This is a genomic window from Roseovarius sp. THAF9 (assembly GCF_009363715.1).
Lineage (GTDB): Bacteria > Pseudomonadota > Alphaproteobacteria > Rhodobacterales > Rhodobacteraceae > Roseovarius.
In genome coordinates, this window is record NZ_CP045404.1 from 521,900 (window position 1) to 537,115 (window position 15,216).

At 63.8% G+C, this 15,216-nt stretch carries 16 protein-coding genes and 1 tRNA gene; 9 read left to right on the plus strand and 8 right to left on the minus strand.

Features of this window, described 5'->3' with window-relative positions:
* Nucleotides 1-90 precede the first annotated feature (90 nt).
* The 8 genes from FIU86_RS02600 to FIU86_RS02635 all read left to right on the plus strand — a co-directional run bounded on the left by FIU86_RS02600 (nt 91) and on the right by FIU86_RS02635 (nt 7,707).
* Nucleotides 91-1,080, plus strand: a complete 990-nt coding sequence (locus FIU86_RS02600) for a BMP family protein (RefSeq protein WP_152473655.1) — start codon at nt 91-93, stop codon at nt 1,078-1,080.
* A 50-nt stretch (nt 1,081-1,130) separates the two neighbouring features.
* Nucleotides 1,131-1,481 (plus strand): molecular chaperone GroEL, encoded by a 351-nt coding sequence (locus FIU86_RS02605; protein WP_152473656.1) that lies wholly within the window; start codon nt 1,131-1,133, stop codon nt 1,479-1,481.
* Nucleotides 1,478-3,112: an ABC transporter ATP-binding protein gene (locus tag FIU86_RS02610; protein WP_152473657.1), complete on the plus strand. Its 1,635-nt coding sequence runs from the start codon at nt 1,478-1,480 to the stop codon at nt 3,110-3,112. Before FIU86_RS02605 ends, FIU86_RS02610 begins: the two co-directional genes overlap by 4 nt.
* Nucleotides 3,105-4,202, plus strand: a complete 1,098-nt coding sequence (locus tag FIU86_RS02615; RefSeq protein WP_152473658.1) for an ABC transporter permease — start codon at nt 3,105-3,107, stop codon at nt 4,200-4,202. The genes FIU86_RS02610 and FIU86_RS02615 overlap by 8 nt, the downstream gene beginning before the upstream one ends.
* A gap of 97 nt (nt 4,203-4,299) precedes the next feature.
* Nucleotides 4,300-4,935, plus strand: coding sequence for a LysE family translocator (locus FIU86_RS02620; protein WP_152473659.1), 636 nt, complete (start codon nt 4,300-4,302; stop codon nt 4,933-4,935).
* A gap of 4 nt (nt 4,936-4,939) precedes the next feature.
* Nucleotides 4,940-5,887, plus strand: a complete 948-nt coding sequence (locus FIU86_RS02625; RefSeq protein WP_152473660.1) for an ABC transporter permease — start codon at nt 4,940-4,942, stop codon at nt 5,885-5,887.
* 153 nt (nt 5,888-6,040) lie between these two features.
* Nucleotides 6,041-6,955 carry a sulfite exporter TauE/SafE family protein gene (locus tag FIU86_RS02630; RefSeq protein ID WP_152473661.1) on the plus strand — a complete coding sequence of 305 codons (915 nt, stop codon included), beginning with the start codon at nt 6,041-6,043 and terminating at the stop codon, nt 6,953-6,955.
* Complete coding sequence (locus tag FIU86_RS02635) at nt 6,955-7,707, plus strand: TIGR02186 family protein (RefSeq protein WP_152473662.1); 753 nt, start codon at nt 6,955-6,957, stop codon at nt 7,705-7,707. Before FIU86_RS02630 ends, FIU86_RS02635 begins: the two co-directional genes overlap by 1 nt.
* Before the next feature lie 185 nt (nt 7,708-7,892).
* Here the strand turns inward: FIU86_RS02635 and FIU86_RS02640 are convergent, their stop codons facing one another.
* From FIU86_RS02640 to FIU86_RS02660, 6 genes are all read right to left on the minus strand, one after another.
* Complete coding sequence (locus FIU86_RS02640; protein ID WP_152473663.1) at nt 7,893-8,534, minus strand: NAD(P)-dependent oxidoreductase; 642 nt, start codon at nt 8,532-8,534, stop codon at nt 7,893-7,895.
* The gene (locus tag FIU86_RS02645; protein ID WP_152473664.1) at nt 8,531-8,713 is read right to left on the minus strand and encodes a hypothetical protein; all 183 of its coding nucleotides are present in this window, start codon (nt 8,711-8,713) and stop codon (nt 8,531-8,533) included. Before FIU86_RS02645 ends, FIU86_RS02640 begins: the two co-directional genes overlap by 4 nt.
* An 86-nt stretch (nt 8,714-8,799) precedes the next feature.
* Nucleotides 8,800-9,654 (minus strand): PHB depolymerase family esterase, encoded by an 855-nt coding sequence (locus FIU86_RS02650; protein ID WP_254703924.1) that lies wholly within the window; start codon nt 9,652-9,654, stop codon nt 8,800-8,802.
* A gap of 90 nt (nt 9,655-9,744) precedes the next feature.
* Nucleotides 9,745-9,915, minus strand: coding sequence for a hypothetical protein (locus tag FIU86_RS22495; protein WP_172977407.1), 171 nt, complete (start codon nt 9,913-9,915; stop codon nt 9,745-9,747).
* Between the two features lie 15 nt (nt 9,916-9,930).
* The gene (locus FIU86_RS02655) at nt 9,931-11,334 is read right to left on the minus strand and encodes an ammonium transporter (RefSeq protein WP_152473665.1); all 1,404 of its coding nucleotides are present in this window, start codon (nt 11,332-11,334) and stop codon (nt 9,931-9,933) included.
* 430 nt (nt 11,335-11,764) lie between these two features.
* The gene (locus FIU86_RS02660; protein WP_152473666.1) at nt 11,765-13,198 is read right to left on the minus strand and encodes an FAD-binding oxidoreductase; all 1,434 of its coding nucleotides are present in this window, start codon (nt 13,196-13,198) and stop codon (nt 11,765-11,767) included.
* 101 nt (nt 13,199-13,299) lie between these two features.
* Between FIU86_RS02660 and FIU86_RS02665 the strand changes: the two genes are divergently transcribed.
* Nucleotides 13,300-13,376, plus strand: a tRNA-Met gene (locus tag FIU86_RS02665).
* Between the two features lie 171 nt (nt 13,377-13,547).
* Here FIU86_RS02665 and FIU86_RS02670 read toward each other — a convergent pair.
* Together FIU86_RS02670 and cobF are read right to left on the minus strand one after the other, a co-directional pair.
* The gene (locus FIU86_RS02670) at nt 13,548-14,327 is read right to left on the minus strand and encodes a hypothetical protein (RefSeq protein WP_152473667.1); all 780 of its coding nucleotides are present in this window, start codon (nt 14,325-14,327) and stop codon (nt 13,548-13,550) included.
* A 140-nt stretch (nt 14,328-14,467) separates the two neighbouring features.
* On the minus strand, nt 14,468-15,205 hold the full coding sequence (gene cobF, locus FIU86_RS02675; RefSeq protein WP_152473668.1) for a precorrin-6A synthase (deacetylating): 738 nt from the start codon (nt 15,203-15,205) through the stop codon (nt 14,468-14,470).
* Nucleotides 15,206-15,216: the final 11 nt, after the last annotated feature.

The window sequence follows — 15,216 nt, forward strand, 5'->3', positions numbered from 1 at the left end:
CGGCCTACTTGCCTAAATCAAAATGGGGGCGGACGTGATTCAACCCTCCGGTCAGCCGCGCACCGTCCCCATTACCTCAGGGAGATATGCATGACACTGATGAAAACCCTCATGGGCGCGGCGGCGACGCTAGCGTTGAGCGCGGCGGGCGCATTGGCCGATCCGGCGCTGATCTTTGATCTTGGCGGCAAGTTCGACAAGTCGTTCAATGAAAGCGCCCATAACGGCGCGTCGCGCTGGGCCGAGGAAACCGGCGGCAGCTATAACGAGGTCGAGCTGCAATCCGAGGCGCAGCGCGAGCAGGCCCTGCGCCGCTTTGCCGAGAACGGCAACAACCCGATCGTGATGGTGGGCTTTGCCTTTGGCGATATCCTTGGCGAGGTGGCGCCGGATTATCCCGACACCAAGTTCGCGATCATCGACATGGTGGTCGAAGAGCCCAACGTGCGCTCGGTCGTGTTCAACGAGCACGAGGGCAGCTACCTTGTGGGGATGATGGCGGCGATGGCGAGCGAGTCCGGCACGGTGGGCTTTATCGGCGGCATGGACATCCCGCTGATCCGCAAGTTCGCCTGCGGCTATGTGCAGGGCGTGAAGGCGGCCAATCCGGACGCGACCGTGATCCAGAACATGACCGGCACGACGCCGGCTGCGTGGAACGACCCGGTGAAGGGATCCGAGCTGACCAAGGCGCAGATCAGCCAAGGGGCTGACGTGATCTATCACGCGGCGGGCGGCACCGGGACGGGCGTATTGCAGACCGCCGCCGATGAGGACGTGCTGGGCATCGGCGTGGACAGCAACCAGAATTACCTGCATCCGGGCAGCATTCTGACCTCGATGGTCAAGCGGGTGGACAATGCCGTTTACGACGCGATGTCGGCGGGTGAGGACCTTGAGACCGGGGTGAATGTCATGGGCCTTGCGAATGACGGCGTGGCCTATGCGCTGGATGAGCATAACGAGGGCCTAGTGACGGCTGACATGAAAGAAGCCGTGGACGCCGCCGCCGAGAAGATCGCGAATGGTGAGCTGGAGGTGCACGACTACATGTCCGACAACACTTGTCCGGCGTCGTAGGAATCTATTGCCGGGCCGCTAGGGTGGTCCGGCGCTAGCCGGAGGCTGCCATGAGCGACAGCGTCAGACGGTTTTTCAACGCCTGGGGCGACGGCGACGCGGAGGCGCGGATGGCCGTGCTGAATGACGTCTTGGCGGCCGGTGTGCGCTATGCCGACCCGCGGCTGGAGGAGGCGTTGGTCGGGACGGCGGCGGTGATCGGCTATGTGGGACAGTTCTCGCAGATGGCGCCGGGGGCGATTGCTCAGATCGCCGGTATTGACGCCCGCGACGGCGTCATACGGGCGACGGTGGAGTTCATCATGGCGGACGGACAGGCGCAACTTGGGCAATACATGATCGAGATGGACGCGGACGAACGTCTGACCCGGTTGGTGGGCTTCAAGGGCACTGGCGCATGAGCGTGGCCCCAGCCATCGAATTGCAGGGAATATCCAAGGCCTTCGGCCCGGTGCAAGCCAACAAGGATATCTCGATCAAGGTGGCCCCGGGCACCATTCACGGGATCATCGGCGAGAACGGGGCGGGAAAGTCGACCCTGATGTCGATCCTCTACGGGTTCTACAAGGCCGATAGCGGCCGGATCTTCATCAAGGGTCAGGAGACACGTATCCCCGACAGCCAGGCAGCGATTGCGGCGGGCATCGGCATGGTGTTCCAGCACTTCAAGCTGGTTGAGAATTTCACTGTGCTGGAGAACGTGATCCTTGGCGCCGAGGATGGGGCGCTGTTGCGCCCGTCGCTTGCGAAGGCGCGGCGGGAACTGGCGGCATTGGCGAAGGAATACGAGCTGAACGTGACGCCCGATGCGCTGATCGAAGATATCGGCGTGGGGATGCAGCAGCGGGTCGAGATCCTGAAGGCGCTTTATCGTCAGGCAGATATCCTGATCCTGGACGAACCCACGGGCGTGCTGACCCCTGCCGAGGCGGATCAGCTGTTTCGTATCCTTGCCCGGCTGCGGGACGAGGGGAAGACGATCATCCTGATCACCCACAAGCTGCGCGAGATCATGGAAATTACCGACGATGTCAGCGTGATGCGGCGCGGCGAGATGGTGGCGACGGTCAGGACCGCCGAGACGGGCCCGGAAGAGTTGGCGGAGCTGATGGTGGGGCGCAAGGTGCTGTTGCGTGTCGAGAAGGAGGCGGCTCGGCCCGGCGACGTGGTGCTGGAGGTCGAGAACCTGCACGTGGTCGATGGGCAGGGGGTGGAGCGGCTGCGCGGCATCGACTTGCTGGTGCGCCGCGGCGAGATCGTGGGGCTGGCTGGGGTCGCCGGCAACGGGCAGTCGGAACTGCTGGAGGTGCTGGGCGGAATGCGACCCGCGACGGGGCGCGTGGCGGTGCACGGTGTGGATCTGCCCTTGTCCGGGAGTGGCGCGGATGGCAAGGCGCGGCGCGAGGCCGGGGTAGGCCACGTGCCCGAGGACCGGCAGCGCGAAGGGCTGATCATGGCGTTTTCTGCGTGGGAAAACAGTGTGTTCGGATATCATAGGGATTCGGCCTTTGGGGGCGGCCTGTTGATGGACAACGCGGGCATCCTGACCGAGGCGTCGGCGAAGATGGAGCGGTTCGACGTGCGGCCGCGCGATGCGAAGCTTTCGGCCAAGCATTTCAGCGGCGGCAACCAGCAGAAGATCGTTCTGGCGCGTGAGATCGAGCGAAACCCGGACCTGCTGTTGGTGGGTCAACCGACGCGGGGTGTGGATATCGGGGCGATCGAGTTCATTCACAGCCAGATCATCGCGCTGCGCGATGCCGGCAAGGCGATCTTGCTGGTCAGCGTGGAACTGGACGAGGTAATGGCGCTGAGCGATCGGATTGCGGTGATGTTCGACGGACGGATCATGGGCGAGCGCCTGCCCGGTGTGACCGACGAGACCGAGCTTGGCCTGCTGATGGCCGGGATCGAGGGGCGGCCCGAGGATGCCGCTGCCGCCGTGCAGGAGGCACAGGCGGCGCAGGCGCAGGAGCACGCGGAAGAACACGGCACGGCGCACAGGGCCGGTCAGGGAGGCGGGCATGGATAGGCTGCCGGGATGGGCCGATGCGGTGCTGGTGCCGCTGGTGTCGCTTTTGCTGGCGGCACTCCTGTCGGCGCTGGTGATCCTTGGCATCGGGGAAAGCCCGGTGGAGGCGCTCAGGATCATGGTGGTCGGCGCGTTCGGATCGACCTATGGCTGGGGCTATACGCTCTATTACGCGACCACGTTCATGTTCACCGGGCTTGCCTTTGCCGTGGCGAGCCATGCGGGCATGTTCAACATCGGGGCCGAGGGGCAGGCGATGCTGGGCGGGCTTGGCGTGGCGCTGGTGTGCCTCGCGCTGTCCTGGCCGCACTGGGCGCTGGCCTTGCCCGCCGCGATGGTGGGCGGCGCGGTGTTCGGGGCGCTTTGGGCGCTGATCCCGGCGTGGCTGCAGGCGACGCGGGGCAGTCACATCGTTATCACGACGATCATGTTCAACCTCATTGCGGCGGCACTGCTTAACTATCTGCTGGGCGGGGTGTTGCGCCCGGCGGGATCGGTCGAGTCGGCCACGGCGCGGTTCCCCGAGGGGGCCACATTGCCCACGCTGCACGACATGCTGGCGCCGTTGGGCATTTCGTTTTCCAAGGCTGCACCGGTGAATATTAGCCTGTTCGTGGCGGTGCTGGCCTGCCTGTTCGTGTGGCTGCTGATCTGGCGGACACGGCTGGGCTACGAGATCCGGGCGCTTGGCTATTCGCAGACCGCGTCCCGCTATGCCGGGATCGGGCCGGTGAAGATCGTCGTGGTCGCCATGCTGATCTCGGGCGGGCTGGCCGGGCTGATGGCCGTCAACGTGGTGATGGGCGAGGCGGAACGCTTGCTGCTGAATCCGACCGAGGGCGCGGGATTTATCGGGATCGCGGTGGCGTTGATGGGGCGGAACCACCCGCTGGGCGTGTTCCTGGCGGCGATACTCTTTGGATTTCTGTATCAGGGCGGCGGAGAGCTGGGCCTCTGGACTTCGATCCCGCGCGAGTTGATCGTGGTGATCCAGGCGCTGGTGATCCTGTTCACCGGGGCGTTGGACAATATGGTGCGGATGCCGATGGAACGCGCCTATGGCGCGCTGCGGCGGAGGCGTAAGGCATGAGCGTGCATGGTTCGGTCCGGGGCGAAGTGTTTTGTGTCGTGATGCGCCGCGGTGTGTGGCACGCTGCGAGGGTCACAACTTTTCGGAGCCTCAGACCATGAACGAGTTCGCGCCTTACCTTCCCGGCTTTATCGCTGCCTATGCCATCCTGCTGGTGGGGGCGTCCTCGCCCGGGCCCGCAGTCGCGATGCTGTTGGGTATCTCGACTAACCAAGGGCGGGGGCCGGCATTGGTGACCTGCGCGGGGATCGCCACGGGCAGCATGACGATCAACATCCTGACCATGCTGGGTGTGGGGCTGATCCTGTCGCAGGCGGCGTGGGCGATGAGTCTTTTGAAGCTGGTGGGCGCGGCCTACCTGGTGTGGCTGGCCTACGGCGCGTTCAAGAAGGCGCTGAACCCGCCGAAACTGGCGGTGATGCAAACACCCAAGCAGGCGCATGCGAAGCTGTTCGCGCAAGGCTACGCGTTGCAGGTGACGAACCCCAAGGCGATCGTCTTCTGGCTGGCCATCGCGGCGGTCGGTGCGGTCGAAGGCGCGCCGGCGCCGGTGATTGCTGCCTTCGTCGCCGGAGCCTTCGTGATCAGTTTCACCATGCACGCGGCCTGGGCGGTGTTCCTGTCCTCAAGCCCCATCCGGGCGGTTTATGCCGGGGGGCGGCGGTGGATCGAGGCGGCGTTGGGCAGCTTTTTCACCTTTGCCGCGTACAAGATGGCGACATCGGAGAGTTGACCGCATGGAATTCCTGACCCTTCTGCAGGTTCTCGACAGCACGGTGCGGTTGGCCATACCGCTGCTGCTGGCCTGTCTTGCGGGGCTCTTCAGCGAAAGGGCGGGAATTTTCGACATCGGGCTGGAAGGCAAAATGCTGATGGCGGCGTTCTTTTCGGCCGCCTTCGCCTATGTGTCGGGGTCGGCCTGGGTGGGGCTGCTGGCGGGGATCGGGTCGTCGATGCTGCTCTCGGGTCTGCACGGGCTGGCCAGCATCACATTTCGGGGCAATCAGTTGATTTCGGGCGTGGCGATTAATTTTCTGGCGGCGGGGCTTACGGTGCTGATCGCGGCGGACTGGTTTCAGGAAGCGGGGCGGACGCCGTCGCTGGGCACGGGCGCGCGGTTCGAGCCGATCGACCTGCCCTTTGCGAGCAGTCTCGGGCCGGTCTATGGCGAGCTTGTGTCCGGGCATACGATACTGGTTTACTTGGCATTTCTCTGCGTGCCGGCGAGTTGGTGGGTGCTGTACCGCACCCGGTTCGGGCTGCGGCTGCGCGCTGTGGGGGAGAACCCCGAGGCGGTCGACACGGCGGGCATCAGCGTTCCGGGCATGCGGTTCGCGGCACTGGCCATTTGCGGTGTGCTTTGCGGGGTCGCGGGGGCCTACCTGTCGACCGCGCTGCAGGCCGGGTTCGTCAAGGACATGACGGCGGGGCGCGGATATATTGCGCTGGCGGCGCTGATCTTTGCCAAGTGGCGACCCTGGTACGCGCTGTGGGCGACGCTGCTGTTCGGGTTGTTGCAGGCGGTGGCGCTGCGGTATCAGAACCTCGAAGTGGGCGGCATCACGATCCCGACGCAGTTGATGGATGCGGCGCCGTATATTCTGACCGTGGTGATCCTGGCGGGGTTCGTCGGCAAGGCGATTCCCCCGAAATCGGGCGGCGTGCCTTATGTGAAAGAGCGCTAACTGCCCGAAGTGTCTCAAAAGTTTCGGAAACGGAAGCACATGGACCGATGCGTTCACGCTTCGTAAGGCCAGTTCACATAAATTGATCAGACCTGAGGCGGCAAAACATATGCCGCACTTGCAAAAAGCCCTGTGGCGGGGCTAACACGGGTTATGCAGATCTACCTTCCCATCGCCGAGGTTTCGGTCAACGCCTTCCTGCTTTTGGGGCTGGGCGGATTGGTGGGCGTTCTGTCGGGCATGTTCGGCGTGGGTGGCGGGTTCCTGATGACGCCGCTTTTGTTCTTCATCGGTATTCCGCCGGCGGTGGCCGTGGCGACCGAGGCGAACCAGATCGTCGCGTCGTCCTTTTCGGGCGTGCTGGCGCATCTGAGGCGAAAGACCGTCGATCTCCGAATGGGCACGGTGCTGCTGATCGGCGGGCTTATAGGCGCCGCGCTGGGTGTTGTGGTGTTCAACTATTTGCGCTCCTTGGGGCAGGTCGATCTGCTGGTGCGGCTTTGCTACGTCGTGTTCCTCGGTATTATCGGCGGGATGATGTTCTTTGAGAGCCTGCGGGCGATCCGGCGCAGTAAGTCGGGCAAGCCTGCGGCGCGGAAGAAACACACCTGGATCCAGAAGCTGCCGTTCAAGATGCGGTTCCGCACGAGCGGGCTTTATATCAGCGTCATTCCTCCGGTCCTGGTGGGCATCGCGGTGGGCGTGCTGGCCGCGATCATGGGCGTGGGCGGCGGGTTCATCATGGTGCCTGCGATGATCTACCTGCTGGGCATGCCCACAAAGGTCGTTGTCGGCACGTCGCTGTTCCAGATCATTTTCGTGACCGCCTTCACCACGCTCTTGCACGCAACGACGAACTTTACCGTGGATGTGGCGCTGGCCGTGCTGCTGTTGATCGGGGGCGTGATCGGGGCGCAGATCGGGACGACAATTGGCACGCGGATGAAGGCAGAACAGCTGCGCATCCTGCTGGCGCTGATGGTGCTGGCGGTCTGTTTCAAGCTGGCGCTGGACCTGCTGATCATGCCGTCGGAGCTGTATTCGATCGGCGCGGCGGAGGGGCATTGATGCGCTGGCTGATCGCCCTTCTGTTCATGGCCGGGCCGCTGATGGCGGAGGAGGTCGTGCTGGGTTTGAGCCGGGACAAGGTGGCGATCACGGCGACCTTCGACGGCTCGGAGATTTTGGTGTTCGGTGCGGTCAAGCGTGAGGCGCCGGTGCCCGAGGAGCCGTTGGATGTGATCGTGGCCATTGCGGGGCCGAGCAAGCCCGTGGTGGTGCGCCGCAAGGAGCGGCGGTTCGGCATCTGGGTCAATGTCGACTCGGTCGAGGTGGACCGGGCGCCGTCTTTTTATGCTATTGCCACGACTGGGCCGCTGGACAAGGTGCTGTCGAATGTCGAGGATCTGCGCCACAGCATCTCGATCCCGAGGGCGATCCGGTCGGTGGGCGCGGCAAGTGCGACGGTCGATCCGCAGGCGTTTACCGAGGCGGTGATCCGTATCCGCAAAGCCAATGGGGCCTACAGTTTGCAGGAGGGCGCGGTTTCGCTGGACGAGCAGACGCTGTTTCGCACCTCGATCGAGATGCCGGCGAACCTGACGGAAGGGGCCTATGCGACGCGGATCTTTCTGACCCGGGGTGGCGAGGTCGTATCGACCTACGAGACGGCCATCGGGGTGCAGAAGGTCGGGCTGGAACGGTGGATCTTCAACCTGTCGCGGGAACAGCCGCTGATCTATGGCCTGATGTCGCTGGCCATCGCCATCGCGGCGGGCTGGGGCGCGTCCGCGGCGTTCCGGGCGATACGGGACCGCTGAGCCCGATCCAGGGTAAATGCCCCCGGCTCATCCATTTTCGCACGTCGGTATAGCGTCGGTATCCGGGTGGTGCTGCAACGGTGCCATTTCAGCCGAACGGCGGATTAACGAACCGTGCGGATTTTGCGGGCGCAGCATCAAAACTTAAGAAGTCGCAAAAACCGATAGGTCCAGCTCTTCCGAATTCACCGGGCAAGGACGACATCGCTGCGGATGTCCAGACCGCCCTCAATCGCGTCGATCAGGTAGCAGGCGGTGTCGGCGCGCGAGATCAGGCCGTTTCGCCAAGACTTGGGCTCTCGCAACACCTTGCAAGTGCCGGTGCGGGCGCCGTTGGTCAGGATCACCGGGCGGGCGATGGTCCAGTCGAGCGGGCTGTCCATGATCAGCGCCTCCTGCCGGTCCTTGTCGGCGTAGGGTCGGCCCAGAATGGCCTTGTGGCCGAGGCTTTCGACGCTGCTCATGGCGGACCGGCTGCGCCCCGCGCCAAAGCCGGTGACGGCGACGAGGCGGGAAACGCCCGCCGTCTGCATGGCGTCCAGAAGGATGCGAGTGGTTTCCGAAAAGAGTGTGACCTCTTTCCAGAGCATCGAAACGCTTTCCTTGATCCCTAGCACGTAGACCACCGCGTCGGTGTCCTTGAGCGCATCGGCAACGTTGGCGGGGTCGAGCGCGTCGCCGGGGAAAGGCTCCAGCCCCGGGCGGGCTGTCATGTCGCCGGCGGAGCGGGCGAAGGCGCGAACGGTGTGATCGCGGCGTAGCGCCTCGTCAACGGCGCATTGGCCGATGCCGGAGGTGGCGCCGAGGATGGTGATGTGCTGGCTCAATTCAACAGGTCTTCATAAAACGAGTGGAACTTGCGGTGTGCCGAGCCGTCCTTCTCGAGATTCAGCGCGCCGCGCGTGTCGCTGGTCTTCCACGGAGGATCGTCGCGCAGCGTGGTGACACGGAAACTTTCGCAAAGCCTGTCGAAACGCGGATCGGCCTTCGGGTCGGGTTTGGTCATGTGTCTGACGTCCTGTGAGTTAATCCGAGTTGGAGGACCACTTAGAAGGATCGCGGCACAGGTAAACCGTCCTGCGGCAAAACCGATCAGTCGGAGAAGATCAGGTTCCAGGCCGCGGCGACCCAATCGGTGCGAAAGCTGTGGCGACCGGGATGCAGGCATTTGAGTAGACGGGTGTCGTTGGCGGCGGTCCATGCTTCGCAGGTCAGGCCGTCGTGCAAGGCGGGGGCCTTGGAGTCCTCATACTCGCCGACCTGGCGGTACATGGCGAGCACGGTTTCGACATCGCCCTGCCGTGCCTCGCCGATGGCGCGGCCCGCGAGTGGGACGATCCGGTCGGCTGTGCCGTGGATATGGATGATATCGGCGGGCGGTGTCGTGCAGTTGCCGGGCGTGGGCGCCCAGAAGGTGCCGGCCACAGGAATGAACCCGGCGTAGTCGGCGGGCCGGTGGCAGGCCAGGGTCCAGGTCATCATGCCGCCGGCGGAAAAGCCGGCCATGACGATGCGGTCGGGGTCGACACCATGGTTGGCGACGATATCGCTGCGCAGGGCGTCGAAATAGGCCAGCTCGGTTTCGGGCGAGGTGACGCCGCCCGAGGGCGTGCCGGGCAGGCGCCAGTCATCGCCCGCCGCATTGGCCGCAATCAGCGCGATGCCCAGACGGTCGGCCATGCCGCGCAGCGAGCCGTTGCGCATCGTGCCCACCGCCGAGCCCTTGTAGCCGTGCGCAAAGATCAGCGCACCCATGGGCGTGTCGCCGTCCTGCCCCTGTGGCAGGTAGATGCGGTAGCTGCGGTCGCCAATCCGGCAGTCGGTGTCGGGCCCGCAGGCGAAGGCTGGGAGACCGGGCAGGGACAGGGTCAGGGCAAGGACGAGGAGGGCAGCCGAGCGTTTCATGCCGAAAGGCGTAGCACCGACGGCGCCGGGGAACAGCGTCAATACGTGCCTTCACGGCCATTTGACCCGGTGCGCAGACGCAAAACGCCCCGCGGCAGGACCGCGGGGCGCATGAAAGCAAGCGGGATATGCTTACTTGTGCTTTTTGTACTTGCTGGCTTCGACGCCGTTGCCAAAGAGCAGGGCGGCGATGCAGATGCCGATGGCGATCAGGCTGTAGACCAGCGTGTGGCCGCCAGCACCGCCGACGAAGATCACGCCGCTGACACCGTCCCAGGATGCGTTTTCAAAGGGAAATCCCATGGTTTCTTCCTTTCGTTACTGCGACGCCGGGGGCGACGCCATGATGCCTTCGGGATAGGCCTGTGCCGGCACCTTGACCGTGTCCAGACCTGCGATTTCGGCCGCTTCGGGAACGCGCAGCATGCCCACCATTTTCAGGATGAGGGAGCTGACGTAACCAGTGATGAGGCCGATCGCCACGAAGACGACGATGCCGACAAGCTGGCCGATGAAGCTGACCGTCGGGACGTCGCTACCTTCGGGCACCGAAAAGTCGAGAACGGCCGGATAACCACTGGCGAAGATGCCCAGCATCAACATGCCGTAGATGCCCATCGTGCCGTGCACGGTCACGGCGCCCACTGCGTCGTCGATCCCCATATTCTCGAGGATCGTGGCGGCGGGTTTCAGCATGATGCCCGCGACGATGGCGATGATGAAGGTCAGCGACGGGAAGTAGATGTCGAGACCCGAGGCCACCGAGATGAGGCCCGCCAGCGCGCCGGACATCATCCAGAACGGATCGCGGGTGAAGAGCCACGCGCCGATGATGCCGCCCGCGACACCCATCAGGATGTTGAAGCTAAGCGCGCCGAGGTTGGTGGGCGTGCCGTAGATGGTGGTGAAGTTCGACCCCCATGACCACGCTTCGCCACCGACGACGAGGCAGGCCATCAGGAAGCCCCAGAAACCCACGACGATGAGCATCAGCCCGGTCGCCGTGAAGGGCATGTTGTGACCTGCAAGGTGATTGGCGGTGCCGTCGGCGTTGAACTTGCCGATGCGCGGGCCGAGGTTGATCAGCACGCCGAGCGCGAAGAACGCCGCGACCGCGTGGACAAGGCCAGCGGCGCCGAAGTCATGCACGCCCCAGTCCTGTACCAGCCAGCCATCCGCGTGCCAGCCCCAGGCCGCGGCGAGCGTCCAACTGAAGCCGCCGAGGATCATGGCGAGGATGACGAAGCCGACCGTCTGGATGCGTTCGATCACGGCACCCGACATGATCGAGGCGGTGGTGGCGGCAAAGAGCGTGAACGCGCCCCAGAAGACGCCGTCGATCTGGTCTTCGGTGTTGGGGCCCATGTAGGCGGCCGATTCCCCCCACGGGAAGGCGATGGCATTGGCGTAACCCGCGCCAGAAATCCCGTTCGGCCCCTCGGAGAGCGAGAAGCCCGTGGGGAAGCCCCAGTAGACCCACCAGCCGAAGAAGTAGAAGGCGGGGATGACGAAGGCGATGGCGAGGATGTTCTTGACCCCCGACGACAACGCGTTCTTGGCGCGCGAGGCGCCCATTTCATAGGCCAGGAAGCCTGCGTGGATGATGATCATGAGCGGGATGGAGAGGTAATAATACGTCTCCGCGAACATGGTGTTGGTCATGTTCCCCTTCGCCTCAATCGCGGCCACCTGGGCCGCAAGTTCCGCGAGTTGTTCTTCCATTTTTCTTATAACCTCCGTGTTGGCCGGAGTGCGCAGTCCCGTACGCTTCGATTCCGGCGACGCCTTTACTGAAACGGGTCCAGGGCGTTCCGCCAAACGTTTTTTTGGCGCGTTCTCGAGGTGGAAAGGCCCGATTTCGAGGGCGTCGTGAGGAAGTCTGCAACAGCATGGAGACGGCGTCGGCGGGCGTGATACTGCTTAAGGCTATGAAATTTTTACGTAATCACGGGAATCTTGGAAAACTGTCAGCACGCGCCATTGGAAAGCACCTGCATTTGTATCGCTGAAAGGTTGTACGGGAAAATCTTCAACCTGATTTTGCAGTGAGCCAATTGCGTACCAAAACATGCACATAAAATAGGCATGGAGCAGCAAAGGTGCGAGAGGCAAGACCGGAAGTGTACCGGTTCATACCGCATGTTCCAATCGCTCAGCCGTGCGGCGGGGGCAGAACCTTGCCGGGATTGAGGATGTTTTGCGGGTCCAGTGCGGCCTTGATGCTGCGCATGATATCGAGCGCCACGGCGTCTTTGTGCAGGGCCATGGCGGGTCGTTTCGAGAGGCCCACGCCGTGCTCTGCCGAAAACGAGCCGCCAAGGGAAATCGCGACCTCCTCGACCGCGCGGTTGATGGCGCTGTGCACCTCTTCGTCGTTGGTCGAGGGCCATGCGGAAAAGTGCAGGTTGCCGTCGCCAAGATGCGCCACATGCAAGAAGCGGATGCCGGGATCGATGGCACGGGTCTCGGCCTCGATCCCCTCGATCAGATCGGCCATACGGTCGAGCGGGACGGCGATGTCGTTGTCGACGACCGGGGAGTGCAGGCGGGTCAGCTCGGCCGCGGCCTCCCGCCTTGTCCACATCTCGGACCGCTGGGCGGCGTTCTGGGCGACGGTGGCGTCAAGGATGTCGCCGGCCTCGAGCATGTCCGAAAGGACGGTTTCGAGATGCGTCGCCATGGGCACGGCGCCCGTGGCGTCCGGCGTGGCGTCGCGGGCCGACAGGGCGCCGAGTTCGAGAAAGATGTTTACCTCGTGGCGGTCCTCAAAGGGCGCACGGGCGTCGGGATAGCGCGTAAGATGCGCGTCGATATAGTTGCCGGGCATCAGCTCGAACGCCTCGACCGAGTTGGCGGTTTCGGCTTGGATCCGATGCAGGAGCTTGAGGGCGGCGTCGATCGAGGGGCAGGCGGCCATGGCGCTGACATAGGCACGGGGCCTGGGCGCGAGCTTCAGGACGGCGGCGGTGATGATGCCGAGCGTCCCCTCGGCGCCGATCAGAAGGTCGCGCAGGTCGTAGCCGGAATTGTCCTTGTGCACCGCGCTCATCAGGTCGAGCACGCGGCCATCGGCCATGACCGCCTCTATCCCGAGGCAGAGGCCGCGGGTGGAGCCATAGCGCACCACGTTGGAGCCCCCCGCGTTTGTCGAGAGCGCGCCGCCGATCATGGCCGAGCCACGCGCGCCGAAGGTCAGCGGAAAGATCAGGTCGTGGGCGTCGGCGGCCTCGTGCAGGTGGGCGAGGATGACGCCGGCCTCGACCACCGCGACGCGGGCGTCGGGCCGGATCTCGCGTATGGTGTTGAGACGGTCGAGCGACAGGAGCAATGCGCCGTCGGCGTCGGTGCCGTGGGTAAGGCCGGTATTGCCCGAGATCGGTACAACGGGGGTGCCGTGACGCGAGGCGGCTTGCAGGATGGCGGAGACCTGGCCGGTGTCGGCGGGGCGCAGAACGGCCAGTGGCTCGGGACGTGTGTCGCCCATCCAGTCGATCCGGTAGGGCACGGTGGCGTCGCCGGTCAGCACATGGCGCGCGCCGAGGGCGTTGCGAAGGTCGGAAAGCAGGGCGTCTGCATCTGTTGTCATGGGGTTCAGAGTGAGCGCGGTGCGCGGGCGCCGCAAGGTGAAAAAGGGCGAATTCCGGACTTGACGGCTTGGTACGCCTGTCTTAACTAGCGCCACGGTTTGGCGGAGTAGCTCAGGTGGTTAGAGCAGCGGAATCATAATCCGCGTGTCGGGGGTTCAAGTCCCTCCTCCGCTACCAATTTTCCCATTTGTAGCAGTCCGTTGCCGCTCAACTCCCATTGTTTTTATGGGAATTTAGTCCGCGCGAACACTGCATGTACCATTTCTCTACCGCCTTTCGTTAATGACATGTTCCAGTCTGCCGAGTGGAGGCGCGATTCTTAATTAGCAAGGTTTTAGCCTGAGCGTATCAGTGAGCCATTGCTCCTGCTCGCTTTTCAATAGCCTCGATCTCCTGACCATCAATTTCTCTGACCTGGATCAGTCGCTCCGCCAATCGAATGCGAAACTCTTTGTTGGGACATACCGCTTCCAGAGCCCTCTGCTGCGCATCCTGTAAATGACTTTCGACTCTTTCACGAACATCTGCCGGCGCGGGCCTCGCATCCGCAGTTGCAATGCCGTCCCAGAGCAGTCCGCTTTCGCCGAAGCCCCAGTGGCGTTCGATTGCCAATGCCAGGCTCGTGGCCTTGGTCAAGTCGCTTTGCTCTCCCGAGCCAGCGCCGAAACTCGCATCTCCGAAGGTGCAGATCTCCGCGGCACGACCGGCGAGCAGGACTTGAAGCCGCATTTGGGTTGTCGTTGGTGTCAGGGAATTGACGGGCACGTGCTCTACCTGGTCCCCTTGAGAGGAGGGCGAAACGCGCTTCGGAAGCGGCAATTCAAGCTGCAACGTGACTACCACATGTCCGGCTTCATGCACCGCCGCACGCCGGAAGGTGTCGTCGTCGAGCTGTGGCGCAACCTGATCCGCGGCAATCTCCAGATGCCGCTGGGTCACACGGACGGCATCGACCCGCGCGCGACCAAGCGCATCTCGCGCAACAGCCTTGACGTCTGCGCCGGACAGCCCAAACAGGCGGTCTGCGATTGGCGCGATATCAACATCTTCGGCGATTGCGGACCCGATTTTGGCTCTCAAGATCGCTTCGAGCCCGGATTTGTCGGGATACAGGATCGAGAAGGTCATCGAGTTCCTGCTGTCTCGCGAGGGCCAGCGGATGAGTGCGGATAAGACTCCGCTATTGGTATTCGGCCTGAGTGACGTCGCTGAGACGCTGGCTGCGGTTCAGTGCCCGACACCGCAACGTCTGTGCCGGCGGGTTCCGGTCAGATGCGGCGCAACAGGTAGCTGTCCATGATCCACCCGTTTTCGGCGCGAGCTTGGGCGCGAGTCTTTACGATTTCAGCCGCGACATCGGCCAGGGGCCCCTGGATCAGGATCTGTTTGTCGGACCCCAAGTACGCGCCCCACCAGATGTGGAGCCCATCCGGTTCCAGCTGCTGAAATGAGCACAAACCATCCAGCATCACGACAGCGGTGGTTTCATATTGTGGAAGGCCGCAGTCGCGGAGTTGGCGGCCGGTCGTGATGCGCACGGGTCCGTCCACGGTGTTGAGCGGGATGGCATGGGCCGCGGTCAGGGCCTGAATGGCCGTGATGCCGGGCACGACGCGGATCGCCGGTTTCGGAGAAAGACGTTCGGCAATCCGGATGGTGCTGTCGTAGAGCGACGGATCGCCCCAGACGAGCAGGGCGACCGGGCCGTCGACGGATTGCCCGCTCAGGGCCGAGATCCAGCGTCGGGCGATCTCGTCGTGCCACGCGGCCACGCGTTCGATGTAGGGCAGGTCGGGGTCGCGCACCGGGTATTCGAACGGCACGATGCGAGCCATGCTGCCGGACGCCGCGATGATATCGTGTCTGAGGTGGGCGAGATCCTCTTTGTCGTCGCCTTTCGTTGGCAGCAGTATGACGGCGGCGTTCCGCAGCGCGTCTGCTCCTTCGAGGGTGACATGCGCGGGGTTGCCCGTTCCGATTCCGATGAGCCAGAGATTGTCGATCATGGGCAGAGTCC